This is a genomic window from Bradyrhizobium sp. 141 (assembly GCF_023074055.1).
Taxonomy (GTDB): domain Bacteria; phylum Pseudomonadota; class Alphaproteobacteria; order Rhizobiales; family Xanthobacteraceae; genus Bradyrhizobium.
The window spans coordinates 133,161-158,904 of the sequence record NZ_JADPKR010000115.1 but is presented as its reverse complement, the minus strand read 5'-3'; the positions used below and the strand labels follow the sequence as shown (position 1 = coordinate 158,904).

Annotated in this window: 21 protein-coding genes; 6 read left to right on the top strand and 15 right to left on the bottom strand. The window is 64.9% G+C overall.

Going from position 1 to position 25,744, the window contains the following annotated elements; translation table 11 throughout:
* Positions 1-63 precede the first annotated feature (63 nt).
* From IVA81_RS39380 to IVA81_RS39370, 3 genes are all read right to left on the bottom strand, one after another.
* Positions 64-2,052 (bottom strand): TonB-dependent siderophore receptor, encoded by a 1,989-nt coding sequence (locus IVA81_RS39380; protein ID WP_247330312.1) that lies wholly within the window; start codon positions 2,050-2,052, stop codon positions 64-66.
* 584 nt (positions 2,053-2,636) lie between these two features.
* Positions 2,637-4,640: a primary-amine oxidase gene (locus IVA81_RS39375; RefSeq protein WP_247329399.1), complete on the bottom strand. Its 2,004-nt coding sequence runs from the start codon at positions 4,638-4,640 to the stop codon at positions 2,637-2,639.
* 15 nt (positions 4,641-4,655) lie between these two features.
* Positions 4,656-5,852, bottom strand: coding sequence for a serine hydrolase (locus tag IVA81_RS39370; protein WP_247329396.1), 1,197 nt, complete (start codon positions 5,850-5,852; stop codon positions 4,656-4,658).
* Between the two features lie 180 nt (positions 5,853-6,032).
* On the opposite strand from IVA81_RS39370, the gene IVA81_RS39365 reads away from it, so the two are divergent.
* The gene (locus IVA81_RS39365) at positions 6,033-7,022 is read left to right on the top strand and encodes a helix-turn-helix domain-containing protein (protein ID WP_247329392.1); all 990 of its coding nucleotides are present in this window, start codon (positions 6,033-6,035) and stop codon (positions 7,020-7,022) included.
* 6 nt (positions 7,023-7,028) lie between these two features.
* Here the strand turns inward: IVA81_RS39365 and IVA81_RS39360 are convergent, their stop codons facing one another.
* From IVA81_RS39360 to IVA81_RS39345, 4 genes are all read right to left on the bottom strand, one after another.
* Positions 7,029-7,694, bottom strand: coding sequence for a methionine ABC transporter permease (locus IVA81_RS39360; RefSeq protein WP_247329389.1), 666 nt, complete (start codon positions 7,692-7,694; stop codon positions 7,029-7,031).
* Positions 7,684-8,835, bottom strand: a complete 1,152-nt coding sequence (locus IVA81_RS39355; protein WP_247329386.1) for a methionine ABC transporter ATP-binding protein — start codon at positions 8,833-8,835, stop codon at positions 7,684-7,686. The genes IVA81_RS39360 and IVA81_RS39355 overlap by 11 nt, the downstream gene beginning before the upstream one ends.
* Before the next feature lie 239 nt (positions 8,836-9,074).
* Positions 9,075-10,547, bottom strand: a complete 1,473-nt coding sequence (locus tag IVA81_RS39350; RefSeq protein ID WP_247329383.1) for a DASS family sodium-coupled anion symporter — start codon at positions 10,545-10,547, stop codon at positions 9,075-9,077.
* A gap of 111 nt (positions 10,548-10,658) precedes the next feature.
* The gene (locus tag IVA81_RS39345; protein WP_247329380.1) at positions 10,659-11,465 is read right to left on the bottom strand and encodes an enoyl-CoA hydratase/isomerase family protein; all 807 of its coding nucleotides are present in this window, start codon (positions 11,463-11,465) and stop codon (positions 10,659-10,661) included.
* Between the two features lie 121 nt (positions 11,466-11,586).
* Here IVA81_RS39345 and nthA point away from each other — a divergent pair, with 121 nt between their 5' ends.
* Genes nthA through IVA81_RS39330 form a run of 3 tightly spaced genes read left to right on the top strand, consistent with a single transcriptional unit; the run spans position 11,587 to position 13,249 of the window.
* On the top strand, positions 11,587-12,216 hold the full coding sequence (gene nthA, locus IVA81_RS39340; protein WP_247329377.1) for a nitrile hydratase subunit alpha: 630 nt from the start codon (positions 11,587-11,589) through the stop codon (positions 12,214-12,216).
* Complete coding sequence (nthB, locus tag IVA81_RS39335; protein ID WP_247329374.1) at positions 12,213-12,872, top strand: nitrile hydratase subunit beta; 660 nt, start codon at positions 12,213-12,215, stop codon at positions 12,870-12,872. Before nthA ends, nthB begins: the two co-directional genes overlap by 4 nt.
* Positions 12,872-13,249 carry a nitrile hydratase accessory protein gene (locus tag IVA81_RS39330; RefSeq protein WP_247330275.1) on the top strand — a complete coding sequence of 126 codons (378 nt, stop codon included), beginning with the start codon at positions 12,872-12,874 and terminating at the stop codon, positions 13,247-13,249. Before nthB ends, IVA81_RS39330 begins: the two co-directional genes overlap by 1 nt.
* Before the next feature lie 193 nt (positions 13,250-13,442).
* On the opposite strand, the gene queC is transcribed toward IVA81_RS39330, so the two are convergent.
* Positions 13,443-14,156 (bottom strand): 7-cyano-7-deazaguanine synthase QueC, encoded by a 714-nt coding sequence (gene queC, locus IVA81_RS39325; RefSeq protein WP_247329371.1) that lies wholly within the window; start codon positions 14,154-14,156, stop codon positions 13,443-13,445.
* A 125-nt stretch (positions 14,157-14,281) separates the two neighbouring features.
* On the opposite strand from queC, the gene mazG reads away from it, so the two are divergent.
* Positions 14,282-15,100, top strand: a complete 819-nt coding sequence (gene mazG, locus IVA81_RS39320) for a nucleoside triphosphate pyrophosphohydrolase (protein WP_247329368.1) — start codon at positions 14,282-14,284, stop codon at positions 15,098-15,100.
* Between the two features lie 14 nt (positions 15,101-15,114).
* Positions 15,115-15,573 (top strand): GNAT family N-acetyltransferase, encoded by a 459-nt coding sequence (locus tag IVA81_RS39315; RefSeq protein ID WP_247329348.1) that lies wholly within the window; start codon positions 15,115-15,117, stop codon positions 15,571-15,573.
* A gap of 111 nt (positions 15,574-15,684) precedes the next feature.
* On the opposite strand, the gene hflX is transcribed toward IVA81_RS39315, so the two are convergent.
* From hflX to dusB, 7 genes are all read right to left on the bottom strand, one after another.
* Positions 15,685-17,067, bottom strand: coding sequence for a GTPase HflX (gene hflX, locus IVA81_RS39310; RefSeq protein ID WP_247329345.1), 1,383 nt, complete (start codon positions 17,065-17,067; stop codon positions 15,685-15,687).
* A gap of 11 nt (positions 17,068-17,078) precedes the next feature.
* Positions 17,079-17,327 (bottom strand): RNA chaperone Hfq, encoded by a 249-nt coding sequence (gene hfq / locus IVA81_RS39305; RefSeq protein ID WP_007591126.1) that lies wholly within the window; start codon positions 17,325-17,327, stop codon positions 17,079-17,081.
* A 249-nt stretch (positions 17,328-17,576) separates the two neighbouring features.
* Positions 17,577-18,947, bottom strand: a complete 1,371-nt coding sequence (locus IVA81_RS39300; protein ID WP_247329342.1) for a sigma-54 dependent transcriptional regulator — start codon at positions 18,945-18,947, stop codon at positions 17,577-17,579.
* A gap of 18 nt (positions 18,948-18,965) precedes the next feature.
* Positions 18,966-21,362, bottom strand: a complete 2,397-nt coding sequence (locus IVA81_RS39295; protein ID WP_247329338.1) for a PAS domain-containing sensor histidine kinase — start codon at positions 21,360-21,362, stop codon at positions 18,966-18,968.
* A 541-nt stretch (positions 21,363-21,903) separates the two neighbouring features.
* Positions 21,904-23,346 (bottom strand): nitrogen regulation protein NR(I), encoded by a 1,443-nt coding sequence (gene ntrC / locus IVA81_RS39290; RefSeq protein WP_247329336.1) that lies wholly within the window; start codon positions 23,344-23,346, stop codon positions 21,904-21,906.
* 9 nt (positions 23,347-23,355) lie between these two features.
* On the bottom strand, positions 23,356-24,531 hold the full coding sequence (locus tag IVA81_RS39285) for a nitrogen regulation protein NR(II) (protein ID WP_247329333.1): 1,176 nt from the start codon (positions 24,529-24,531) through the stop codon (positions 23,356-23,358).
* Positions 24,528-25,529: a tRNA dihydrouridine synthase DusB gene (gene dusB / locus IVA81_RS39280; RefSeq protein ID WP_247330254.1), complete on the bottom strand. Its 1,002-nt coding sequence runs from the start codon at positions 25,527-25,529 to the stop codon at positions 24,528-24,530. The genes IVA81_RS39285 and dusB overlap by 4 nt, the downstream gene beginning before the upstream one ends.
* Positions 25,530-25,744 lie beyond the last annotated feature (215 nt).

Sequence of the window (25,744 nt, the reverse complement as noted above, 5' to 3'; positions counted from 1 at the left end):
ATGGCCGGGACAAGCCCGGCCATGACGACCTCCCGTGCGTGTTCATCGGCCTCAATTTCACCCTCACCACCGGTATGTCAGCTTGCCGATGGCTTTCCGTCCCTCGGCATACATGCAGCCCGACAGGCTGTAGCAGGCGGCGACGTAACGCGTGTCGGCGAGATTGGTGACGTTCAGCGACAAGCGCCAATTGTCCCTGGTGTAGGCAACAAGCGCGTCGAGCACGGTCGCCGATCCTACCTTGAATGTATTGGCATCATCGCCCCAGGTCGCGCCGACATAGCGGATGCCGCCGCCGAACTGAAGGCCGGCGGCCGGCCCGTTCTGGAGCGTGTAGTCGCTCCACAGCGAAGCACGGTTGAGCGGCACGGTCACCGGCGCCTTGCCGACATTGACCGGGTCCTGCGTGACCATGGCATCGACATAGGCGTAGGCGGCACGCAGGTTCCAGCCGTCGGCCAGCGACATGGTGCCTTCGAGCTCGATGCCGCGCGATTTCACCTGCCCGGTCTGCTCGGCAAAGGTGCTTGCGGGCACGTAGACGACGACGTTGTCGCGCGTCAGGTCGAAGGCTGCGAAGGTGAACAGCGCGTTCCAGCCGAGCGGCTGGTACTTGACGCCCACTTCGTACTGCACGCCGGTCTCGGGATTGAGCATCTGTCCGGACGCACTGGTCGCAAGCACCGGCAGGAACGATTCCGAGTAGCTGAAATAGGGCGCGATGCCGTTGTCGAAATTGTACATCACGGCGGCGCGCCCGGTGAAGGCAGACGCATCCTTCGAGGACGAGGTGTTGGAGATACCGCTATCGAGCTGCGTCGTCACGAAATCCTGGCGGCCGCCGAGCTGGAACGAGAGCCGGCCGAGCTTGATCTGATCCTGCGCATACAGCCCGACCTGCGACTGCTTGACGCCTGTGTTGTCGTACATGCCCCCGAGGGTCCAGTCGTAGCTGTAGACCGGGTTGAAGACGTTGATCTCCGGCGCCGACGTCGTGACGGCAAAGGCGGTGTCGCGAAACGTGGTGTTGCGATAGTCGATCCCGACCAGGGTGGTATGGCTGAGGATGCCGGTGGTGAACTTGCCCTGGAGCTGGTTGTCCACCGCGAAGGAGTTGATGTACGAGTTGCTGTAGCTGCCGAAACGCCCAAGCTGTCCCGCCGCCTCGTCGGTATATCCGGTGCCGTAAAAGGTCTTTTCCTCGTTGTGCTGATAGGCGTAACGCAGGTTCTGCCGGAACGTGATGTTGTCGGTGAAATTGTGCGAGAGCTGGTAGCCGGCGGTCGCAATCTCGGTGTTGAAGGCGTTGAAGCTCGGCACGCCCGCAAAGAAAGAGACCGGGATGGTACGGCCGTTGTTCGGCCACACCGTGCCCGAGGCCGGCAGGAACTGCAGGCCCCACCCTGCCCGATCCCGCTGGTAATTGGCCAGGATCGTGATGGTGGTGTCCTCGTTCGGCTTGAAGGTAACGGCGGGCGCGATGAAGACGCGGTTGTCCTTGGTGAAGTCGACCTGGGTTTCGCCGTCGCGAACAACGCCGGTCAGGCGCCACAGCACCGTGCCTTCCTTGTTGACGGCACCGCCCATGTCGAACTGGCCCTGATAGCGGTTGAAGCTGCCGCCGGAGATCGAGACCTCGCCGAACTGCTGCGCCGTCGGCAGCTTGGTCACGTAGTTGAGGATGCCGCCCGTGCCGCTGCCGCCATACATCGCCGAGGACGGCCCCTTGAGAACCTCGAGGCGCTCGGCGCCGTAGGGATCGAGACCGTTGAAGTGCACGTAGTTGCTGGAGGGAATCCGCAAGCCGTCGACGTAGAGGCCCGACATGGTCGTGTCGAAGCCGCGGATCTGGAGGGCGCCGAAGCGGGTGTCCGAACCGCCATTGACGTCACCGCTGACACCGGCGGTGTAGCGCAGTGCCTCGCCGATCGAGACCGCGCCCTGGTTCCTGACCTGATCGGGGGTGACGACGGACACCGACTGCGGGGTTTCGATCAGCGGGGTATCCGTCTTGGTGGCGGTGCCGCTCCTTGTGGCGACGAAGCCGCGCACTGGCCCATTGGCGCGTTCGCCCGTGGCGCCGTTCGATGCGGCCGACTGGGCTGGCGCGGCCTGTTGCGCGGGAGAGCGACGATTGGCGCGCGAGGTCCGCGTCGCTGCCCTTCGCGACGGAGCGATCGCCGCAGGACGGGCGCGCTGGGCCGGCGCGTCGACGGTGACAGCGGGAATCTGCGTCTGGGCCTCCACGGAACCGAAGGGAACAACGAGGGAAAACGTGCTGACCGCGCCGAGGAGGAGCATCTGGATCTGTCGACGACGCGCGTCCTCACGCGAAGAAAGTTGGAAGTCGGTCACGTCTCTTGAGCCCCACGCACTGCCGGCTTTGCCGGTATCATTTTTGAAGTCCCGCCCTAACTCAGGGGGTTTCGGAGTGCGATAGGAACAGCGTTAGAATCTCTCCAGACATGTGCTCAGCACGTGCGACGAATGCACTCACGGCGAATGAGGCCCAAGATGCCGCGCTGCCGTCGCATACGAGAGGCACCAATCACGGCCATCTCGATGCCTTCGCATTTGGAATGCTTCCAGATGAAAACATTCCCTCACTTTTAGGCAATGGTCGGAAATGTTCAGGCCTAGGTCTTCCCGGCGTTACAGCACGATTCGTTGGGAGCATTGCTTGCTCCCGCCAGCACGCTGCGGCTGTTGCGATCCGGCGGAATGTCGCCCGCGGCATTGGCGGTGAAGAATCCGGTCGGCTTCAGCATGAAGCCGGCATATTCGACCGGCATGATCGGAAAGTCCTCGGGCTTGCAGACATGGGTGTGGCCGAACGAGTGCCACACCACGATGTCGGCATTCTCGATGTCGCGGTTCTGCGCGGCATAGCGCGGCAGGCCGTCGCCGCCCGCATGGACGTTGGGATAATCGCCGCTGGCGTATTTTTCGCTCGGGTCGAACGCGGTCACCCAGACGTGCTTCGTGGCAAAGCCGCCGCGGCTGCGCACATAGCTGCCCTCCTGCGCCAGCATCAGCGGGCTCGGATTGACCACGAGCTTGTAGGCTGGAGCATTGCCGACAGAATTGGTCTCGCTGGGATTGCTGATCTTCCAGAACCGCCCGGTCTCGCCGTTGGCGATCGCCGCTGCATCGCGCTCGCGCGACAGCACGCGCGTGGTGGTGTCGAACACGTTGCCGTGCGGATTGTCGTGGCCCCATGGCCGCGGCACGAAGTCGTGCTCGGTGACGGTATTGCCGCCGCCGTCGAGGTCCATGTGCAGGCGCGCGTTGAAGAAGTGCTGATGCGTCGGTCCGCCCAGATTGTCGTCGACCATACCGCCCCATTTGTATGTCTCGCCCGGCTGCACGGCGGCAGTCTGAATGATGCCGGTGAGCTTGGTCTCGAGCTGGATCGTGCCGTCCTGGTAAAGATACCAGTAGAAGCCGTAGTCGTAATTGCCGACGGTCGCGAAAAACGAGATCACGAGCCGCCGAGATCGGCGAACCTCGAACAGGCCGTTGCGGAATTCATAGTGCTTCCAGGCAATTCCGTAGTCTTCTTCATGCATGCAGATGGCGTTCTGCATGACGAAGGGCTCGCCCCTGCTGTCGGCAGCCGGCACATCGAAATAGTGGATGTTGCCGAGGCAGTCGCAGCCAAGTTCGAGCGCGTTGGCGAGCATGCCGAGGCCGTATTCGCCGGCATCGAACGCCGACTTCCAGAAATGATTGGCGGTCGGGTCGGCGTAAGGCACCACCATCTCGGTAACGCTGGCGCGATGAATCAGCGAGCGCTTGCGTGCACCGTCCTGGTAGGCGAGCTGATACAGCACGAGGCCCTCGCGAGGCGTGAAGCCGACGCGAAAACTCCATTTCTGCCAGTCGACCTTCCAGCCGTCGACGCGAAAGCTCGCGCCCTCGGGCTGTTCGATGTGCAGCGGCTTGATGTCGGTGCGCCGGTCCGTGACCTCATGCGCGCCGTAGTTTCGCTTCTTGCGCGGGATCGGCACGATCGGATCCTCGTCGGTGAGGTCGATGACCTTGCCGCCGATCAGATCGACGACCGCGACCACACCCTCGATCGGGTGTGCGTAGCCGTTGTCCTGGAGATGCTCGCGGAAATAGCTGACGGCGCGCACGATGCGCGCGCCGCGCTCGAACTCGTTGTCGAAGAAGCCCGAGGAAAACGGGTCGACCTGAACCAGCTCGATGTCCTTGTCGCTGAGCCCGCGCCGCTGCATCGCTGCACGCCAGCCGGGATCTGCCTTCACCACCGCCTCGCATTTGAAGAACTCTTCCAGCATCACCGGCGGCTGCCCATAGGGCGCCTCGCGGTTGGGGATGAGCTTGCGATCGACGATCTCGCCCCGGCCGAGATCGACGATGTGCTCGATCGCTTCCCCGGTGACGACATCCAGCGTCAGCACGAAGGCGCGGCGCGGAAGCCCTGATCCGCCCGCGGCCAGCTCCTGCTTGGTAGGCTCCTCCAGCCGCACCGTCGGGAAGCGGCAGTTCTCGGGTGAAGCCACGGCGGCGCGCACCATCGTGCAGGCGGTCGTGATCTCCGCCGCGGTCAGCGGGTCGAGCGAATGCGGTGCGGTAGCTTGCGCGGACGATTTGGATGTGACGGTGTCGAGCATGATGGAGTCCGGAGGTCAGCGCGGAGCGAGATGCGCGGTGATGGTGCGGAAGGCGGCGAACCAGCGCAGGTCGATCGGTACGTCCATCGCCTTCGGCTGCGTCGCGAGCTTGACGATGACGGTGTCCGAGTCCAGGTCGACATAGAGCAACTGACCATGGATGCCGATCGCCGTGAGCGCGTTGCGCGACGGATCGATCGTGAACCATTTGCTGCGGTAGCGCGCGCCCGGGAAGAATTCGGCGAGGTCGCCGTCGGCCCAAGCCTTGGGATCGCCGTTTTCACGGATGTCGTCGATCCACCAGCCGGGCACCACCTGTCGTCCCTGGACGGCGCCACGGCAACGGATCATCTCGCCAAAGCGCATGAGATCGCGCGCGGTGACGGAGAGGCCGCCGGCAATGCGGCCCATGCCGTGGCTATCGAGTGTCAGGGAGCCGTCTTCCTCCGCGCCCATCGGCTGCCACAGATATTCGGACAGAATATGTTGGTAAGGCATGCCGCAGGCGCGCTCATAGACCCAGCCGAGCACTTCGGTGTTGGGCGAGACGTAATGGAACACTTTGCCATGCGGTTTTCCTGTCCCGCGTAGCGTGGTGAGATAGGCACGCTGGTGACCGGCTTCGACGCCCGGCGGCGGCATGTCCCATCCCGAGGAAAAGCGATAGCGCGCGACATCGCCTGAGGGGTCCTCGTAATCCTCCTCGAACTTGATGGCGACGGCCATGTCGAGGAGATTGCGGACGGTGCAGCCGCCGTAGACCGAGGTCTCCAGCTCTGGCACGTAGCGCACTACCCTCGCCTCGGGATCGACCAGTCCACGTGCCGCCAGCACGCCGCCCAAGGTGCCGGCGATCGCCTTGCTGATGGAGCAGATCAGATGCGGCGTGGCCGCACTCATGCCGTCGCCATACCATTCGTGGATCAGCGTGCCCTGGTGCATCACGAGCAGCGTGTCCGCGAAGGTTTCGCGCAAGGTTGCCTCGACCGTGGTGGGCGTGCCGTCGGGCGCCGTGAAGCCGAGCTTTACCAGCTCACGCGGCGCGCTGGTGATGGCGCTGGGATTGGCCGACCGGCGAACCTCGGCCGTTGGCAGGACTTCGCGGGTGTGGGTGAAGCCCCAACGGATCGCGGGATAGCTGCGCCAGTTGGCGCGCGTCACCAGGGCCTCGGGCGCCGGCGGGCTGCCACGCATGATTTCGGTCGGCCGCATCTCGATCCTCCGCGAAGCGCCACCAGCGGCCCTGCTGGGACGGTTAGCGAGCAAGACTGCGCCCGGGCACCACCGGGCGTTATCGAGATCCGGCAATATTTTGCTGGACACGGGCGATGGCCATGCCCAGTCTTGCGAGGTTCTCGCTAAAATTCGCCTGGCAAATTTCGACGCGCTGTCATGGCCTTAAGTGCAACTCCTACGATTCAGGACTCGGCCGCCAGCCTGTTCCAGGCCAGCAGCACGGACGTTGACGAGCACTGCGCCGCGCTCGGCCGCTGGCGCCTGAGCTACGATCAGATCAGCGCCGGCGCGTTCAAGGGCAGTTTCACCCAGCTCTCCCTGCCCCGGCTCGACGTGTTTCGCGAGATCACCAGCCAGCAGGTCCGCCAATACGGCCAGTTGGGTGCCGGCAGCTTTGGCATTGGCCTGCCTTGGCACGGTGACGGCGAGATCAATTGCGACGGAGCGAACGCGACGGGCGCGCAGGTGATCGCCTGCATCGATGCCGAGGTCGACATGTGCACGCCGAAGGCCTTCGAGCTGCGCGGCGTCGTCGCCAGCGCGGCGCTGATCGAGCAGCTTGCCGCCAGTCTCGACATCGCGCTGCCGCGCCGCGCCTGGCATCGGTTGCAGGTGATCGAGATGGCGGAGGCGCCGGTCGCGCGGCTGCGCGCGCATCTCACCGCAATTCACGAGACCATCACGACCGCACCCGGGCTGTTTGACGATCCTGCGACACGGCAGGCGCTGGAGGATGCCCTTCTCGTCGAGATCATGGACATGCTGCCGACGGCACGGCCGAGCGATCCCGGCCGCAGCGCCGCGGCGCGCAGGCGCACCGTCGATCGCGCCCGCGAGCTGATGCACGGCAGCGGCGACCGCTCGCTGTCGTTGTTGGAGGTCTGCACGGCGGTCGGCGCCAGCCCGCGCAAGCTCGGCTATTGCTTCCAGGAGGTCTTGGGCACGAGCCCGATGCACTATTGGCGCGCGATGCGGCTGAACCGGGTCCGGCGCGACCTGAAACGCGCCGGCGGCGCCGGGACGTCCATCTACGACGTCGCCGTGCAGCACGGCTTCTGGCACTTCAGCCAGTTCTCGCTCGACTATAAGCGCCACTTCGCCGAGTTACCCTCGGAGACGCTGCGGCGGGCGAGGCGTGCCGCGTGATCCGGCTCAATGATGCCGCAGCCGGCGGTTGACCCGGCGCGCCAGATAGTCGCCGGCGCTCTGAACGAGCTGCACCAGCGCAATCAGCACGACGACAACGGCCAGCATCATCTCCGGCATGAAGCGCTGATAGCCGTAGCGGATGCCGAGGTCACCCAAGCCCCCGCCGCCGACCGCGCCGACCATCGCGGAATAGCCGAGCAGACTGACCACTGCGAGCGTCAGCGCCAGCAACAGGCCCGGCAGCGCTTCGGGGATCAGCACCTTGAACACGATCTGAAGCGGCGAGGCGCCGAACGAGGACGCGGTCTCGATCAGGCCGCCATCGACCTCGCGGATGGCAGCTTCGACCAGACGCGCGATGAACGGCGCCGACGCAATCGTCAGCGGCACGATCGCCGCACTCGATCCGATCGAGGTGCCGGCAATAAGGCGCGTGAACGGGATGATGGCGACGACCAGGATGATGAACGGCGTCGACCGCGTTGCATTGACGACGATGCCGAGCACGCGATTGACGAAGGGAGCCGCGAACAGCTCGCCCTTCCGGCTGGTTGCGAGGAAGACGCCGAGCGGCAGGCCGAAGGCGGTGCCGAGCAGCGCCGCAATGCCGACCATGTACAGGCTCTCGAAGGTCGCCTGGATGATCAGGTTGATGAGTTCAGGCGACATAGCCGAGACGCTCCGCCGGGAATTGATGTTGAGAGAGCCAGGCGAGCGTCCGCGTCACCGCGTCCTCGCCGCTGGACATACCGAAGGGAATGCCGAGAACGAGCGAGCCCACAGGCTGGCCGCCGATCTCGTCGATGCGGGCCGACAGCAGCGACACGTCGAGGCCGAGCTCGCGGGCGAGCCGCGCGACCAGGGTGTCGCCGGCCCCTGCCCCGCGCACCTGAAGGCGGATCACAGCCTGTCCACCGGCCGACGGCTCCGCCACGATCCGGCTCGCCAGCGAGACCGGCAAGCTATCGCCGATGACCTCGGCCAGGAAGGACTGCGTGATGGGATGCCTGGGCTGAGTGAAGATGTCGGCGACATCGCCGCTTTCGACCACATGGCCGGCATCCAGCACCACGACTTCCTTGGCGAGTTGGCGCACCACGGACATTTCGTGGGTGATCAGCACGATGGTCACCCCGAGCTCGCGGTTGATGTTCGCCAGCAGATCGAGGATCGCGCGCGTCGTCTGCGGATCGAGTGCGGAGGTCGCCTCGTCCGACAGCAGCACGCTCGGCCGTGTCGCCAGCGCGCGGGCGATGCCGACGCGCTGCTTCTGGCCGCCGGAGAGTTCTGACGGATAACGGTCATGCTTGTCGGCAATGCCGACGAGCGCGAGCAGATCAGTGACGCGGGCCTTGATATCGGCCTTGGCCCAGCCGGCGATCTCCAGCGGCAGCGCAATGTTGTCGGCCGCTGTGCGCGACGACAGCAGATTGAAATGCTGGAAGATCATGCCGATCGAGCGCTGCGCCAGACGCAGCTCACGGCCCGCCAGCGCCGAGATATCGCGGCCGTCCACGATCACGCGTCCGGTGGTCGGCTTCTCCAGCCCGTTGATCAGCCGCACCAGGCTCGACTTGCCGGCGCCGGAGCGGCCGATCACCCCGGTGATGGAACCGCGCGGTATCGCGAAGTCGATGTCTTGCAGCGCGTTGACGCCGGGCTTGCCGCGGTAAGCCGGATAGGTCTTCGAGATCCCGGCGAAACGGACCATCGCGTCCGGCTCAGCTGTGGCAGTTGAAATCGCTTCAGGCGGCGCTATCGGCTGTCCGACGGCGAGCGATTGATGAGCGTTCATGGAGACGGCCTTCATGCACAATAGTTCTCTCGCCCACCCGAAAAGGCAAACGAGGAGCCGGGTCGCATCAGCGACTGGGGGTGGAACAGCAGCAAACGTCTCAAAGGGGCACGCGCTGCACCGCAGCACGCACCATCGCCTTTTCCAGTCTTTCTTGCAATGTCAGATATTTGCGAGGAGTTGGACGAAGATTCCCCGATCTCCCCCCGGAGAAGAATATTCCTTCGCCCGGGGAGATCAGCCTCCCGCCGGGCTCATCCCATCTGCAACCAGGGTAGCACGATCAGCAGGAGCCCGGCGAAATAGAGCAGCCCGAAGATCAGGCCAAAACCCCAGAATTGGCCCTTTCCGATATAGCCGCTGCCGAAATACATCGGCGCGGGTCCGGTCGCGTAAGGCGAGATCACGCCCATCAGGCCGAGCGAGTACATGCAGAGCATGGCGAGCGTCGTGACCGGCAGACCGGGGATGCCCGATCCAACCGCGAGCACGACCGGCAGCACGGCGGCGGCATGCGAGGTGATGCTCGAGAAGAAATAGTGGATCCAGAAGAACAGCGCGACCAGCAGCAGCATCGCGGTCGACGGCGACAGCCCGGCGAGCGGTTTTGCGTATTCGGTCGCGAACCATTTGATGAAGCCGATCTCGTTGAGGCCGGAGGCCAGCGTCAGCAGCGAGGTGAAATAGAAGAACACCTCCCAGGCGCTCTTCTCGCTGACGATGTCGGCAAACTCGATCACGCCGGTCACCAGCATCAGCGAGATCACGATGAACACGACGGTGGTCGCATTGACGAAGTTCGAGCCGAGGACGGGGACATGAATGTCCGGGCTCGAGCCAGCAATCCACAGGAACATCGCGAGCACGATCAGCCCAAGCATGATCCACTCGTTGCGCGACATCGGGCCCATCTCGGCGAGTTCCTTCGCCGCCCATTCGGAGATCTCCGGGCTGCGTTTCACCTCGGGGCGGCACATCGCGTAGCTGAGCAGCGGAACGAGCACCATCAGGAGAATGCCGAGCGGCGCGAAGCCGAGAAACCACTGGCCCCAGCTGACCTCGACCCCGACCGTCTTCTTGGCGATAGCCAGCGCCGCCGCGTTGGGCGCAAGCGCCGTGAAGAACAGCGAGCTGGTGACGGCGGTCGCGGCGAACGCCGTCCACATCACGTAGGTGCCGATCCTGCCGGCGGTCGGCCCCGGCTCGGAGCCGTAGATGCGCGGGATGTTGCTGATGATGGGATAGACGATGCCGCCGCTGCGCGCGGTATTGGACGGCGTCGCCGGCGCGAGCAGGAAGTCCGACATCGCCACCGCATAGCCGAGGCCGAGCGTATTGCGGCCAAGGCGCTGCACCAGCACCAAGGCAATACGCCGGCCGAGCTGGCTCTTGCGATAGCCGATCGAGAACACGAAGGCGCCGACGATCAACCAGACCGTGCTCTCGGCAAAGCCTGCCAGCATCCAGCGCAGCGACTTGGTCGGATCGGGATCGATATAGCCAGCGACGCCCGCGACAGTCAGGCCGATGAATCCGACCGCGCCGACCGGCATCGATTCCAGGATGAGCCCGGTGATGACGGCCGCGAACACCGCGAAATAGTGCCACTGATTGACGTTGAGCCCTGAGGGCACCGGCCACAGATAGATGGCCAGCCACACCACGAGCGGTGCGATCAGCTTCCAGCGAAACCCTTTTGCTCCAGGCGCCTGTGAACCAGTGGCCATGAGCCCTCCCCTCGATTGCCGTCACATCGTGCGCCCGTTGTCCGGGCTGCTTTGTCCCTGCGCGGCGTATACGGATTGTCCGCGATGCGATCAATGGTCTGACGTCGGTTTCTACCGCCCCTTGAAGCGCGGCTTGCGGCGAGCCAGGAACGCCTCGACGCCCTCCTTGTGATCCTCGCTGAAGCCAGCGAGCGCGAACTGGTCGACGTCCATGTGGCTGGCGAGATCATCGAGCGCATGCGCGAGCCGGTTGACGGTGAGTTTCGTCATCGCCACAGAGAGCGGCGGCTGCGCCGCGACTTTCCGGGCGAGATCCATGGCGGCGTCGAACGCATGGCCGGGATCGACGACGTGCTCCACCAGACCCCATTCATAGGCTTCCTCCGCAGAGATGCGCTGATCGGCCAGGATCACGGCCTGCTTGGTGCGGGCGGGCCCGATCAAATGCAGCATGCGCGGGATGCTCTGCCAGCTCATGTTCATGCCGAGCCCGATCTCGGGCACGCGCAGATGGGCATCGCTGCCCATGACACGGAAGTCGAGCGCAACGGCCAGCGCCACGCCACCGCCGACGCAAAAGCCCTCGATCGCCGCGATCGTGATCTGCTCCATCTCCTGCCAGGCGTGGGTGAGACGTGGTCCGAGCTTGAGGTGCCGCCGCAAGATGCCGAGATCCATGTCCTTGCGCGCGCGTCCCTCGGCATCCTTCAGGTCGAAGCCGGCGCTGAATGCGCTCGCGCTGCCTGTCAGCACCACGACGGAGGTCGCAGCATCATCCTCGAAGCTGCGCGCGGCCGCGGTGAGCTGGCGCAGCGCCTCCGGCGACAGCGCATTGATGCCGTCGCCGCGGTCGAAACGCACCACCGCGATCCGTCCCTCGGGCCCGAGGCCCTTTTCGATCTTCACGTAGTCCGTCACCAACGTCTCCCACTCTGCCGTGCGGCGATGCTAGCCTACATCCGGCCTCACGAATATGGGACCCGGTTGCGCCGCAACGCATACTCGACAGGCAGGGCCCATTGCCCCTATCTTCCAGACCATGAGCCACGATCACGACCATCACTACGACCACGATCATTCCGAATTGTCGGAGACCGAGCTGCGCGTGCGCGCGCTCGAGACCATCCTGACCGAAAAAGGCTATGTCGAGCCCGCCGCGCTCGACGCCATCATCCAGGCCTATGAGACCAAGATCGGCCCGCACAACGGCGCGCGCGTCGTCGCCAAGGCCTGGGCCGATCCGGCGTTCAAGGCGGCGCTGCTCGAGGATGGCTCCAAAGCCATCGGCACGCTCGGCCATGTCAGCCGCGTCGGCGACCATCTCGTCGTGGTCGAGAACACGCCGCGGCGGCACAACATGGTCGTGTGCACGCTGTGCTCCTGCTACCCCTGGGAAATGCTCGGACTGCCGCCGGTCTGGTACAAGGCTGCGCCCTACCGGTCCCGTGCCGTGAAGGATCCACGCGGCGTCCTCGCCGATTTCGACGTCACCCTGCCGAAGGACATGGAGATCCGGGTCTGGGACTCGACGGCAGAGACCCGCTTCCTGGTGCTGCCGATGCGCCCCGAGGGCACCGAGGGCTGGAGCGAGGAGCAGCTCGCCGAGCTCGTCACGCGTGATTCCATGATCGGGACCGGCTTTCCCAAAACACCGGGAGCCCCCTCTTGAACGGCGTGCACGACATGGGCGGCATGGACGGGTTCGGCAAGGTTGAGCCGGAAGCCAACGAGCCGATGTTCCACGAGGAATGGGAATCCCGCGTGCTGGCGATGGTGCGCGCGATGGGCGCGGCCGGCGCCTTCAACATCGACACCTCGCGCTTTTACCGCGAAACGCTGCCGCCGCATGTCTACCTGTCGAGTTCCTATTACAAGAAATGGTTTCTCGGGCTCGAGGAGATGCTGATGGAGAAGGGCTACCTCACGAGGGACGAGGTCGCCGCCGGCCATGCGATGCAGCCCGCAAAGACGCTCAAGCACGGCAAGTTCGATCTTGGTCAGGTCGAGCGCATCATGGTGCGCGGCAAGTTCGCCCGCCCTGCCCCCGCGCCCGCGAAATTCAGCATCGGCGATCGCGTACGCGCCAGGAACATTCATCCGGCCACGCACACCAGGTTGCCGCGCTATGTGCGCGGCCATGTTGGTGTCGTCGAGCTGAACCACGGCTGCCATGTGTTTCCGGATTCCGCAGCGATGGAGCTCGGCGAAAATCCCCAATGGCTCTACACCGTCGTGTTCGAAGGCCGTGATCTCTGGGGCGAGGATGGCGATCCCACGCTGAAGGTCTCAATTGATGCCTTCGAGCCCTATCTGGATCCGGCATGATGAGCGGTAGCGCCGCTGCCGCCGCGACAGCGGCGATCCCGAGCATTCCGCGCGACGACGACGGCCCGGTGTTCCGCGCGCCCTGGGAGGCGCACGCCTTCGCAATGGCATTGAGGCTGCACGAGCGCGGCGTGTTCACCTGGCCGGAATGGGCAGCTAGCCTCGCCTCCGAGATCAAGCGCGCGCAGGCCGCCGGCGACCCCGACACCGGCGAGACTTACTACCTGCACTGGCTCGCGACGCTCGAAGGATTGATCGCACGCAAGGGCGTCGCGTCGATGGATACGCTGCATCGCTATCGCGATGCCTGGGACCACGCCGCGGACCGGACCCCGCACGGCAAACCGATTGAGCTGCGGGAGGAGGATTTTCGGTAGCTCCCACCACACGCCGTCATTGCGAGCGGTTCGCTCTCGTGTCCCTGACAAGCTGCAACGCGCAAGCGTTGCGGCGCAGAGCCGGGACCCAGATGGCGACACGATACGTTACGGAAACATGGGCCCCGGCTCTGCAGCGCACCGCTGAAGAAGCGCTGCGCTGCGTCCGGGGCACGAGAGAAGAGTACGGCGATCACTTCCCCGCCACGAACTCCCGCCACCCCTTCGCCCGCAGGCTGCATGCCGGGCATTCTCCGCAGCCATAACCCCAATCGTGCTGGGCGCCGCGTTCGCCGAGATAGCAGGTGTGGGAGTGCTCGCGGATGAGATCGACCAGCCCCTGGCCGCCGAGATCCTGCGCGAGCTGCCACGTCGCGGCCTTGTCGATCCACATCAAGGGCGTATGCAGCTCGAACTCTCTGGCCATGCCGAGCGAGAGCGCGGCCTGCATGGCGCGGACGGTGTCGTCGCGGCAATCGGGATAGCCGGAATAATCGGTCTCGCACATGCCCCCGACGATATGTGTGATGCCGCGCCGGTAGGCCAGCGCCGCCGCGAAGGTCAGGAACACCAGATTGCGGCCGGGCACGAAGGTGTTGGGCAGTCCGTCGGCGCCCATCGCGATCGCGACGTCGCGCGTCAGCGCGGTCTCGGACACCGCCGCCAGCGTCGGGATCGACAGCGTGTGGCTTTCGCCGAGCTTTGCGGCCCAGTCCGCGCGTAGCGCTTTCACGCCGTCGAACAGCCGCTCGCGACAGGCGAGCTCAATGGCGTGGCGCTGACCGTAGTCGAAGCCCAGCGTCTCCACGCGCGCGAAGCGGCTCAGCGCCCAGGCAAGGCAGGTGGTGGAATCCTGGCCGCCGGAAAACAGCACCAGCGCGGTTTCGGAGGAAAATGCGTCACTCATGGCCCGCGCTTTAGCATTGCAGGCCCTGCCCGCCAATCGGTGGAAATCGGCCCGTTGCGCACGCCCACGCTGGGAACGGCGGCCCGCTTTTGGCATAAGACTGGGACCCAGGAGAGCGCCCCGCAATGACCCCTTCCCGCGATATTTCCCGCCTGATCGAGATCATGGCGGCGTTGCGCACGCCGGTGACCGGCTGCCCCTGGGACCTTGAACAGGATTTTGCGACGATCGCGCCCTATACGATCGAGGAGGCCTATGAGGTAGTCGAGGCCATCACCCGCGGCGATCTCGACGATCTCCGCGAGGAGCTCGGCGACCTTCTGCTCCAGGTGGTGTTCCACGCCCAGATGGCGTCGGAGCAGAACGCATTTGCTTTTGGTGACGTCGTCGAGGCCATCACCCGCAAGATGATCCGGCGCCATCCCCATGTCTTCGCGGACAAGGACGGCAACCTCGCCTCCTCCCACGTCAAGGAGGTCTGGGACCGCATCAAGGCGGAGGAGAAGGCCGAGCGCGCCGCACGCCGGCCGGCGGAGGAAGTGCCGGCGCACACATCGCTGCTGTCGGGCGTGAAGGCCGGCCAGCCCGCGCTGACGCGCGCCATGGAGCTGCAGCGCAAGGCTTCCACCGTCGGCTTCGACTGGAACGACCCGCGCGCGGTGCTGCAAAAAATCCGCGAGGAAGCCGACGAGATCGAGGCCGCGCTCGACCGCAACGACAAGCTGGAGATCGCCGAAGAGACCGGCGATCTGATGTTCGCGCTCGTCAATCTCGCCCGCCATGTCGACGCCGATCCGGAAGCAGCCTTGCGCGCGACGAACGCGAAATTCGAGCGGCGGTTTGCCTATATCGAGCGAGCCCTGGAGGCACAGGGCCGGACGCTCGAACAGGCGTCGCTTGCGGAGATGGACGCGCTGTGGAACGCGGCGAAGACGGCTAAGTGATGCAAGGACGCGCCATGGAAATCAGACAGGACGATCCGAAGGCGCCGCATGTCGCCGATCTGCTGGCACATCATCTGGAAGAACTCCGCAGCGTCATGGGTGAGCACGCGCAGGCGCTGGATGCGAGCGGTCTGTCGGCTCCGACCGTGACGTTCTGGACGGTTTGGCACGGCGATGTGCTGGCTGGCTTCGGTGCCCTGAAGCGGCTGGATGAGGCACTCGGCGAAGTGAAGTCGATGCGCGCCGCGCCGGCCGCGCGTGGGACCGGGGTCGGTCGCGCTATCCTGCTCCACATCATCGCCGAAGCCCGCAAGCGAGGCTACGCGCGTCTCAGCCTGGAGACCGGCACAGCGCCGCTGCACGTTCCCGCCGTCGCGCTCTACCGCAGCGTCGGCTTCGTCCCCTGTGAGCCGTTCGCCGACTACCAGGCGAGTCCGCACAACCAGTTCATGAGCCTCGACCTGTCGAGGTGATTCTCTCCGCCGTAGCCCGGATGGAGCGCAGCGCAATCCGGGGCCAATCTGTCCGAACGCGAGAATCCCGGACTACGCTTTCGCTCCATCCGGGCTACTGAGCCGCTGGCCTTAGGCCGACAGACGCGGCACGGCGTCGAACCGGTTCACCACGATATCCCGCTTGGTCTCGTCCACACGCACGGTCATGTCGAAGCGGCCGTCGTGCAGCTCTTTCGCCAGCACCTCGGCATTGCGATGCAGCCAGCTGATGCCGGCGCCGTCGGCAGCGTCGATGGAGAGATCGAGCGTGGTACGTTTTGCGGCGAGACGCTCCTCGATCGCGGCGAGAAGTGCATCGACGCCCTCGCCCGATACGGCCGAGACCAGCATCGCCGGGTGATCTTCGGGCCTGCGCGCGGCGATGTTCAAGAGCTCTTCGCGCTGTTCGGTATCGTAGCGGTCGATCTTGTTCCAGACCTCGATGATGCGGCCTGAATCATCGGGGTTGATGCCGAGCTGGCGCAGCACGGCGTCAACGTCGCTCTGCTGCGCTTCGGCATCCTCGTGCGAGATGTCACGGACATGGAGAATGACGTCGGCCTCCAACACCTCTTCCAGCGTGGCGCGGAAGGCGGCGACGAGCTGGGTCGGCAGGTTGGAGATGAAACCGACCGTATCCGACAGCATCGCCTTGCCGCCATGCGGCAGGCTCAGCGCACGCAACGTCGGATCGAGGGTGGCGAACAGCATGTCGGCAGCCTGCACGTCGGCACGCGTCAGGCGGTTGAACAGCGTCGACTTGCCGGCATTGGTGTAACCGACCAGCGCCACGACGCGATACGGCACGCGCTGGCGTCCGGCACGATGCAGCCGGCGCGTCGCCTGCACCTTCTTCAGCTCACTCTCAAGCTTGGAGATGCGCTCCTGGATCAGGCGGCGGTCGGCCTCGATCTGCGTCTCGCCGGGACCGCCCATGAATCCGAAGCCGCCGCGCTGGCGCTCCAGATGGGTCCAGGAGCGGACGAGGCGCGAGCGCTGGTAGTTGAGATGCGCGAGCTCGACCTGGAGCGAACCTTCCCGTGTCTTGGCGCGGCGGCCGAAGATTTCCAGGATCAGCCCCGTGCGGTCGAGCACCTTGGCGTGCAATTCCTTCTCGAGATTGCGCTGCTGGATCGGCGCCAGCGCGCAATCCATCACGACGAGTTCGACGTCGAGGGTCTTGATCAGCGCAGCGATCTCCTCGACCTTGCCCTTGCCGATATACGTCGCAGGCCTGATCTGGCTGATCGGCGCGATGATGGCGTCGGCAATCACAAGGTCAATCGCGCGCGCGAGGCCCGCGGCTTCATCAAGCCGGGCCTCGGCGTCACGCAAGACGTGAGTTTCCGATTGCGCGTCGGCATTGCCCGCGCGCACTCGCAAATAGGGACCGATGACAAGCACCCGCCCCGTCTGCTTAGCCCCTGCCGACCGCGGACGGTCGGCATCCCCGTCGAAATTCCGGGGTTCCAATCAGATCACTCTCAAGCCGGCTGATCCTCGCCGCCTTCGAACAACTGAATCGGTGCGCCCGGCATGATGGTCGAGATCGCGTGCTTGTAGACAAGCTGCGAATGACCGTCGCGCCGGAGCAGCAAACAGAAATTGTCGAACCAGGTCACGATGCCCTGGAGCTTCACTCCGTTGACCAGAAAGATCGTCAGTGGCGTTTTGGTTTTGCGAACGTGATTAAGGAAGGTGTCCTGTAGGTTTTGTGCGCGGTCTGCCGCCATTGTTTTTTTCTCGCTTTGAGTTTCTTTTTATTGCGCCGGTTGCGGCCCTCTTTGTGATGTCCGGGGCCTCTCCCGGTTGCCGTTCCTCATGAGATCCCCCTCGGAAGGAACAGCTGTGCGATTAGAGGACAGGTGGGCCTTTTAGGCAAGCCGCTTCACGCGGCAGGGCACGCCGTATTGCCCCGAAAGACTACGGAAATCGATGACTTTCCTTACCTATTCCCGAGGTGTAACGGCACCCCGGCGTCGTTAACCGACACCGAGCGCCTTCAGCTTCCGATGCAGCGCCGAACGTTCCATGCCAACGAACTCGGCCGTTCGAGAAATATTTCCTGAAAAACGGCTGATCTGTGCAATCAAATAGTCGCGCTCGAACACTTCCCGCGCTTCGCGCAGCGGCAGGCCCATGATGTGCTCGCCGTTGTTGCTGGTCGGCATCGCCGGCACCATGGAGCCGACGTCCTGCGGCAGCATGTCGGCCGTGATGATGACCTCGGGGCCACCCGCAGCCAGAATCATGACTCTCTCAACGTTGTTGCGGAGCTGGCGTACATTGCCCGGCCAGACATGCGATTGCAGCACCGCCATCGCGTCCTGCCCGATCTGCCGCTTGGGCAGACCGCTGCCGGCCGAAATCTGCTCCATGAAGTAGTCGATCAATTCCGGAATGTCCTCGCGCCGCTCCGAGAGCGCGGGCACCCGGATCGGCACCACCGAGAGCCGATGATAGAGGTCCTCGCGGAAATGGCCGGCCGCGATCTCCTCTTCAAGATTACGCGCGGTCGAGGAGATGATGCGCACATCGACCTGCACCTTGCCAGTGCCGCCGACGCGCTGGAACGACTGCTCCACCAGCACGCGCAAGATCTTGTTCTGGGTCTCGCGCGGCATGTCCGCGATCTCGTCGATGAACAGCGTGCCGCCATGGGCTTCCTCGAGCGCGCCGGGCTTGCGTGGCTGCTCGCCGTTGGACTGCTCCACACCGAACAGCTCGTGCTCCATGCGCTCGGGCGTGATCGCGGCGGCGTTGATGACGACGAAGGGACCGTCGGCACGGCCCGAGGCCGTGTGAAGCGTGCGTGCGGTCAATTCCTTGCCGGCGCCGGCGGGGCCGACGATCAGGATGCGGCTGTTGGCCTTGGCCGCGCGCTCGATGGTCTGGCGCAGCTGGTTCATGCTGGGCGAACGGCCGACAAGCTGGCTGGCGCTCGGCGCCAGCTGCTTCAGCTCCTTGACCTCGCGCTTGAGCCGCGAGTTCTCCAGCGCTCTGGTCGCGACCAGGATCAGCCGATCGGCCTTGAACGGCTTCTCGATGAAGTCGTAGGCCCCGCGCTTGATCGCGGCGACCGCGGTCTCGATGTTGCCGTGGCCGGAGATCATCACGACCGGCAGGTCGGCATTGTCCTTCTTGACCTGCTCCAGCAGCTGCAAGCCGTCGAGCTTGGAGCCCTGCAGCCAGATGTCGAGGAACACGAGATGCGGCCTGCGGTTGGCGATCTCGGCGAGTGCCGTATCGCTGTCGCGTGCGGTCCGGGTCACGAAGCCCTCGTCCTCGAGAATGCCCGCAACGAGATCGCGAATATCGGCCTCATCATCGACAATCAGAATTTCACTAGCCATGGGTTCGCGCCTGTCTTGTCAGCTGCCTGTTGAGGCTTCGATTTTCGTTGAATCATTGGTCTTTTCAGCGGGCTCTTTGGTTTCGGCCGCCGGCTCTTTTGTTTCCTGCGCCTGATCCTTGACAGGAGCGCCGGCCTGTTTGCCGATTGCTTCCTTGACCGCGGCCGCCGGGGCCTGCTCGGCTCCCTCGGACTTCGCGGGTTGCCCGGAGATCGCAAAGCGCATCCGCATCCAGGCGCCGCGCTGGCCCTCGCGGAAGTCGGAAGCATCCTTCAGCTCGATGCGCCCGCCATGGTCTTCAAGCACGCGGCCGACGATTGCAAGGCCAAGCCCGGTGCCTTTGGCGCGCGTGGTAACATACGGCTCGAGCAGACGCGAGCGCGCGACCTTGGGCAGGCCGATGCCGTTGTCGACCACGTCGATCAGCACGTCCTCGCCTTCGCGCGACACCACGACGTCGATGCGCCCTTTGCCGAGCTCCTCCGGCGGGACCTGCTCGATCGCCTCGGTGGCATTCTTGACGATGTTGGTGACTGCCTGGGAGATCAGCCGCCGGTCGAACTGGGCCCGCAGCGGATCCTGCTTGAACTCGACCTCGATATCGATCTCGGGATGAGCGACCTTCATCAGGAACACCGCCTGCCGCACAGCGTCGGCGACGTCCTCGCCCTCCATCACCGGCTTCGGCATCCGCGCGAAGCGCGAGAACTCGTCGACCATGCGGCGGATATCGTCGACCTGGCGCACGATGGTATCAGTGCACTGCTCGAAGATCTGCTTGTCCTTGGCCTCGGTGATGTCCTTGCCGAACTTGCGCCGGATGCGCTCGGCGGAGAGCTGGATCGGCGTCAGCGGGTTCTTGATCTCGTGGGCGATGCGGCGCGCCACGTCGCCCCAGGCCGAGGTGCGCTGCGCCGAGACCAACTCGGTGATGTCGTCGAGCGTGATGATGTAGCTGTCGTGCGGCTGGTTCTTCTCAGCGCTGACGCGGACTGACAGATTGCGTTCCTGCCCGTCGCGGGTGATCGTGATCTGGCCCTGTACCAGACGCTGGGTCCCTTCCCGCGCCGCCTTCATCATCTCGTCGAGTTCGGGCAGCACATCGGAGAGCGGATGGCCGAGCGTCTCGGATTCGGCGTGCCCGATCAGCTTCTCGGCGGAGCGGTTCAAAATGCCGACGCTGCCGGAGGCATCGACGCCGATGATGCCGGCGCTCGCCGAGGACAGCACGGCCTCGATGAAGCGGCGGCGGCTGTCGATGAGGTCGCTGGCGTTGACGAGCTCGTCGCGCTGGCTGCGCAATTCCTGCGTCATCTTGTTGAAGGTCTCGCCTAGCTGGGCGAGATCGCCTTCCGACTGGTGCACGGGCACCTGGACATGGAGATCGCCGGTCGAAACCGTGTGGGCCGCATTCATCAGCCGCCGGATCGGCGAGACCAGCGAATTGGCGAAGTTGAGACCGATCAGCACCGAGGCCATCAGGATGGTCAGCGCGATCACCGCGAACATCAGCGCGAAGGCGACCTGGATGCCGAGGCGGCGCGACTCGATCTGGGCGTATTCGGCAACGCTGACCTCGGTCTGCTTGAGCTGATTGACGACATTGGGATCAAGCGGGCGGGCGACATAGAGGAAGGTGTCGTTGAAGGCGCGAAGGCGGATCACCGCGGCAACGTAGCTCGCGTCCGGCAGCACCGCGATCTCGGGTTCGTTCTCGTTGACGTTGCTGAGGAAGTCGGGCGCCGGCGGCGAATAAGCGAGCCGCATGCCGGTCTCGGCGGATTCCAGGATGTTGGTGTTCTTGTCGATGATCATCGCGCCCGGCAGGTTGCGCGAGCCGGCGCTGGCGGTGAGCATCTCGCGGAACGAGCGGCGATCCTGGTCGTAGAGCGGCCGGGCGTGCGCGATGTCGTTGGCCATGCCGAGAATGTCGCCACGGATCAGCTGCGCATGGTCCTGCATATAGGCCCGCGCGATGGTCAGCGAGTTCTGGATCACCTCCTTGGTCGGACCGGAGAACAACCGGTCGAGGCCGCGCTCGATGGTGACGTTGGCGACGACGGCGACCAGCACCGCCGGCAGCACCGCCACGATCGAGAACAGGCTGACGATCTGGACATGGAGGCGTGCCGCCGCCCTGCCCCGCCGCCGCGCCAGGATCAGCTGCCAGAGCTCGCGGACGATGATGCCGACCAGCAGCAGGATCGTGGCCGCATTGATCAGGTAGAACGAGCGGACAACTTCGGGCGTCGGCTCGATCTTGGTGAGGCCGGTCAGGACCAGGAAGGTCAGAAACGCCGACCCCAGCGCCAGCGCCACGGCAATGGGCGCCAGCCAGCGCCGCACCGACCAACGCCGGGGCTCTTCCGCTGGGGCCGTGTTAAAGTGTGCGGCCGAGGTGTCTGCGCTGGTCATTCCGGCAATGGTGGTGGCTGAAAACGGGTCCGCGACGGGGCGGATACTGATGTATTCGTACCACATTGTTGCCGAATTGCGACAATTCCGCGGCGCCCGCGACGGGACGGAGCGGCGCATCCACAGGGCAATGCCAAATCAGCGGGAACGGAATCCGGCTATTCCGGCTTGACCCGGCATGGACAGGATCTTTCTTGCGATAATGGCTTCGGCTGTACTGCTGCTGATCGTGGCCTCCGACCTGCTGGTCAATGGCCCGGGTCTGCAGGAGCGAGCCGACTTGGCCATGCTGCCAACATCAACTCGCCTGGTCAGATGAGGCCCGGCAGGTGCGGCCTGCGGCCAAATGACGAGATCGTCCCCTTTCAGCGGAACATTTAGGCCCGTGTCGGACTTCTGCTCACCGCGTCAGCCACAACGGCCAGCGCGATCCGGACAGGCTCAGCTCCGCTTTGGTAGGGGGAGCTGAGCCACCTCCGCGCAAACGCCCTTCAGCGTTTGTCGCGCCGCGCAAACGCGTTCAGCGTTTGTCGCGAGCGGTCTAGCCCCCGCTTCGATAGACCTGGATGTCGAGGTCCCGGATCTTCTTGCGCAGCGTGTTGCGGTTGAGGCCAAGCAAATCGGCGGCGCGGATCTGGTTGCCGCGGGTGGCGGCGAGCGCGGCCGTGAGCAGCGGCACCTCGATCTCCTTGAGGATGCGGTGATAGAGGCCCGGCGGCGGTACGCCGTTCGGAAAGCCCTGGAAGTGCGAGGACAAATACGCCTCCACGGCGCCGCCGAGATTGTCGACGCCCTGCTGGACTGCCGCGCCCGGGCTGACGGTCGGTGGGGCGAGCTCGCCGTCGATGACGGAGCCTGTGATCACGTCCTGCGGATAGAGTGCCGCCAAACGCCGGGCGAGGTTTTCCAGCTCGCGCACGTTGCCGGGCCAGCGGTGCTGCTTCATCCGCTCCAGCGCCAGCGTGTCGAGCTTTTTCGGCGGCAGGCCGTCCTTCTCGGCGAGCGCGAAGAAATGACGGATGAGATCCGGCAGATCCTCGATGCGCTCGCGCAAGGGTGGCAGCCGCAGCGGCACGACGTTGAGGCGGAAGAACAGGTCTTCCCGGAACAGGCCCTGCTGGATCAGGACCCGCAGGTCCTTGTTGGAGGCCGCGACGATGCGCACGTCGGTCTTGATCGGGGTGCGGCCGCCGACGGTGGTGTATTCGCCCTGCTGCAGCACGCGTAAGAGACGGGTCTGCGCCTCCATCGGCATGTCGCCGATCTCATCCAGGAACAGCGTGCCGCCCTCGGCCTGCTCGAACCGGCCGGAGGCGCGGGTGTTGGCGCCGGTGAAGGCGCCGCGCTCATGGCCGAACAGCTCGGATTCGATGAGGTCGCGCGGGATCGCGGCCATGTTGACCGCGACGAACGGGCCGTTGCGGCGCTTGCCGTAATCGTGAAGCGCGCGCGCCACCAGCTCCTTGCCGGTGCCGGACTCGCCCGTGATCATCACGGTGAGGTCGGTCTGCATCAGCCGCGCGAGCACGCGGTAGATTTCCTGCATCGCCGGCGAACGGCCGACCAGCGGGATCGCCTCCATCTCGGCGTCCTCGTCCGGCGTCGAGACGCGCTCCTTCGGCTCGGCGAGCGCGCGGCCGACGATGGCGATCAGCTCCTTGAGATCGAAGGGTTTTGGCAGATATTCGTAGGCCCCGCGCTCGGAAGCGCGGATCGCCGTCATGAACGTGTTCTGCGCGCTCATGACGATGACGGGCAAATTCGGCCGCATCTTCTTGATCCGCGGCAACAGGTCGAAGGCGTTTTCGTCCGGCATCACCACGTCGGTGATGACGAGATCGCCTTCCCCCTGGCTGACCCAGCGCCACAGCGTTGCGGCGTTGCCCGTGAGTCTGACCTCATAGCCGGCCCGGGACAGTGCCTGATTGAGAACGGTGCGGATGGCGGTATCGTCATCAGCTACGAGAATGCTACCTGCGGGCATCGTTAATCCTCATTTCGCCCCCTGTGACACAGGCGACGACTTCCCGGCAGAGTCGGCGCGACTGCTTTGATCGGCATGTTTCACCGATGTGGAATACATCGGCATCAGCACGCGGAAGGTGGTCTTGCGCGGCTGAGATTCGCATTCGATGATGCCCCCGTGATCGCCGACGATCTTGGCGACCAGCGCAAGACCCAGCCCCGAGCCGGTCTGCTTGGTGGTCACGAAGGGGTCGAACAGGTTGGGCAGAAGATCGTCCGGCACGCCTGGTCCGTTGTCCTTCACGCAGAACTCGAGCGGCAACGATACCCGGGATTTTTGACCGGGGACAGACAGGCGCACGCCGGGGCGGAACGCAGTGGTGAGCTGGATCTCGGCGTCGGGCACGTCGATCAGGGCTTCCGCGGCGTTCTTCACGAGGTTGAGGAACACCTGGATCAACTGATCCTGGTTCGCCAGCACCGGCGGCAGCGAGGGATCGTAATCCTCGATGAAGCGGATGTTGCGGGCAAAGCCCGACTGCGCCAGCCGTTTGACGTGATCGAGCACCGAATGGATGTTGACGGGGCCGCGCACCACGGGGCGCTCGTCGCCGAACACCTCCATACGGTCGACCAGCGTCACGATGCGGTCGGCCTCGTCGCAGATCAGCCGCGTCAGCATGCGGTCTTCCGAGGAGGCCTGCTGCTCCAGAAGCTGCGCCGCGCCGCGGATGCCGGAAAGCGGATTCTTGATCTCATGCGCCAGCATCGCGGCCAGCGCGATCACCGAGCGCGCGGCGCTGCGATGGGTGAGCTGGCGGTCCATCTTGTCGGCGATGGAGCGCTCCTGGAGCATCACCACGATATGGCCGGGCCGCTCGGTCAGCGGAGCCACATGCAGGTCGACCTGGCGGTCGCCGCCCATGCGCGGCGTGCCCAGATCGACCTTGTATTCGTTGACTGGCGCGTTCGACGAACGCACTTGGTCGATCAGCGCCAGCAAGGGACTGCCGAACGGCACCAGCTCTTTCAGCGACTGCCGCTTCAGGAACTGCGTCGAGATGTCGAAGAAGGCTTCGGTCGCGATGTTGGCGGCAACGATCTTGCCGTCCGGCCCGATCATGAGCACCGGATTGGGAAGAGCGTCCAGGATGGCGTCGCTGTCGGACGCAAGCGGCCGACGATGTTCAACGGCTGAGCTCATGCAGCAGCGCTCCATGCGAAGTCGTCGAAGGCATCCTGCAGGGACTGGTGGACGAGGCGCGGATCCTCCGAGGTGAGGATCTTCTGGCGCCAGGATTTCAGCTTTTCGGCCGGCGCACGGCTCGCCTGCGCCGCGACATCGAGCGCCCACCCCAGATGCTTGCGGGCATGCCTGAGGCCGATGCGCAGACCATAGAGCGCGCAGACGCCCTCATAGAGCGTGCGGACATAATGCAGCTGGGTTTCGAGCGAGGGCGCCGCCTCCTCGGCCCCGCCCTTCAGGCGGCGGCCGATCTGGCCGGGCAGCCAGGGCTGGCCCTGCGCGCCGCGGCCGATCATCACGGCATCGGCGCCGGACGCCCCGAGGGCGGCGAGCGCCTTCTCGTAGGAGGTGATGTCGCCGTTGACGACGAGCGGAATGGCGATGGCCTCGCGCACGGCGCGGATCGCATCCCAATCGGCCTCGCCCTTGTAGAACTGGCTGCGGGTGCGGCCATGCACCGTTACGAGCTTGATTCCGGCGGCTTCCGCGCGCCGCGCCAGCTCCGGCGCGTTGCGCGTGCGATCGTCCCAGCCGAGCCGCATCTTCAGCGTCACCGGCACCTTCACCGCCGCGATGGTCGCATCGATCAGGCTGACGGCATGGTCGAGGTCCCGCATCAAGGCCGAGCCGGACTGGCCGCCGGTGACGTGGCGGGCCGGACAGCCCATGTTGATGTCGATGATATCGGCGCCTTCGGCTTCGGCGATCCGGGCGCCCTCGGCCATCCAATGGCTCTCGCAGCCGGCGAGCTGGACCACGTGCGGGCCGATCCCGGTGGCTTCGCAACGCAACCGGGACATCCGGTGGCCGTTGGCGAGCTCATCGCTGGCAGTCATTTCCGACACGACGAGACCGGCCCCAAGCTCGGCGGCCAGCTTGCGGACGGGCGAGTCCGTCACCCCCGACATCGGCGCCAGGAAGACCGGATTGGCGACGTCAATATCGCCTATTTTCAACGGCTTAGAGCCGGATACTGCCGAACCGGTCACAGGGGTCTCGTCGACTGGGCAGGGCCTCATCGCGCCTGCCATGATCTATCTTGCGCACAATTCTTGTGCAGTCAAGCGCCATGCCTACAGTTTAGACAATTCTGCAAACCTTTCAAGTGCAGTGCAGCAAAATGCTGTTTCCAACAATACGGGGAAACCCCCTTTTTTTGCGGGCCTGCCGT

Coding starts and splice junctions, on each gene's coding strand:
- IVA81_RS39375 (WP_247329399.1), bottom strand. CDS start 4,640: ATGCTCGACACCGTCACATCCAAATCGTCCGCGCAAGCTACCGCACCG.
- nthA (WP_247329377.1), top strand. CDS start 11,587: ATGAGCCACGATCACGACCATCACTACGACCACGATCATTCCGAATTG.
- IVA81_RS39350 (WP_247329383.1), bottom strand. CDS start 10,547: ATGGCCACTGGTTCACAGGCGCCTGGAGCAAAAGGGTTTCGCTGGAAG.
- IVA81_RS39295 (WP_247329338.1), bottom strand. CDS start 21,362: ATGACCAGCGCAGACACCTCGGCCGCACACTTTAACACGGCCCCAGCG.
- IVA81_RS39300 (WP_247329342.1), bottom strand. CDS start 18,947: ATGGCTAGTGAAATTCTGATTGTCGATGATGAGGCCGATATTCGCGAT.
- IVA81_RS39285 (WP_247329333.1), bottom strand. CDS start 24,531: ATGAGCTCAGCCGTTGAACATCGTCGGCCGCTTGCGTCCGACAGCGAC.
- IVA81_RS39370 (WP_247329396.1), bottom strand. CDS start 5,852: ATGCGGCCGACCGAAATCATGCGTGGCAGCCCGCCGGCGCCCGAGGCC.
- IVA81_RS39330 (WP_247330275.1), top strand. CDS start 12,872: ATGAGCGGTAGCGCCGCTGCCGCCGCGACAGCGGCGATCCCGAGCATT.
- ntrC (WP_247329336.1), bottom strand. CDS start 23,346: ATGCCCGCAGGTAGCATTCTCGTAGCTGATGACGATACCGCCATCCGC.
- mazG (WP_247329368.1), top strand. CDS start 14,282: ATGACCCCTTCCCGCGATATTTCCCGCCTGATCGAGATCATGGCGGCG.
- IVA81_RS39365 (WP_247329392.1), top strand. CDS start 6,033: ATGGCCTTAAGTGCAACTCCTACGATTCAGGACTCGGCCGCCAGCCTG.
- IVA81_RS39315 (WP_247329348.1), top strand. CDS start 15,115: ATGGAAATCAGACAGGACGATCCGAAGGCGCCGCATGTCGCCGATCTG.
- hfq (WP_007591126.1), bottom strand. CDS start 17,327: ATGGCGGCAGACCGCGCACAAAACCTACAGGACACCTTCCTTAATCAC.
- queC (WP_247329371.1), bottom strand. CDS start 14,156: ATGAGTGACGCATTTTCCTCCGAAACCGCGCTGGTGCTGTTTTCCGGC.
- IVA81_RS39355 (WP_247329386.1), bottom strand. CDS start 8,835: ATGAAGGCCGTCTCCATGAACGCTCATCAATCGCTCGCCGTCGGACAG.
- IVA81_RS39360 (WP_247329389.1), bottom strand. CDS start 7,694: ATGTCGCCTGAACTCATCAACCTGATCATCCAGGCGACCTTCGAGAGC.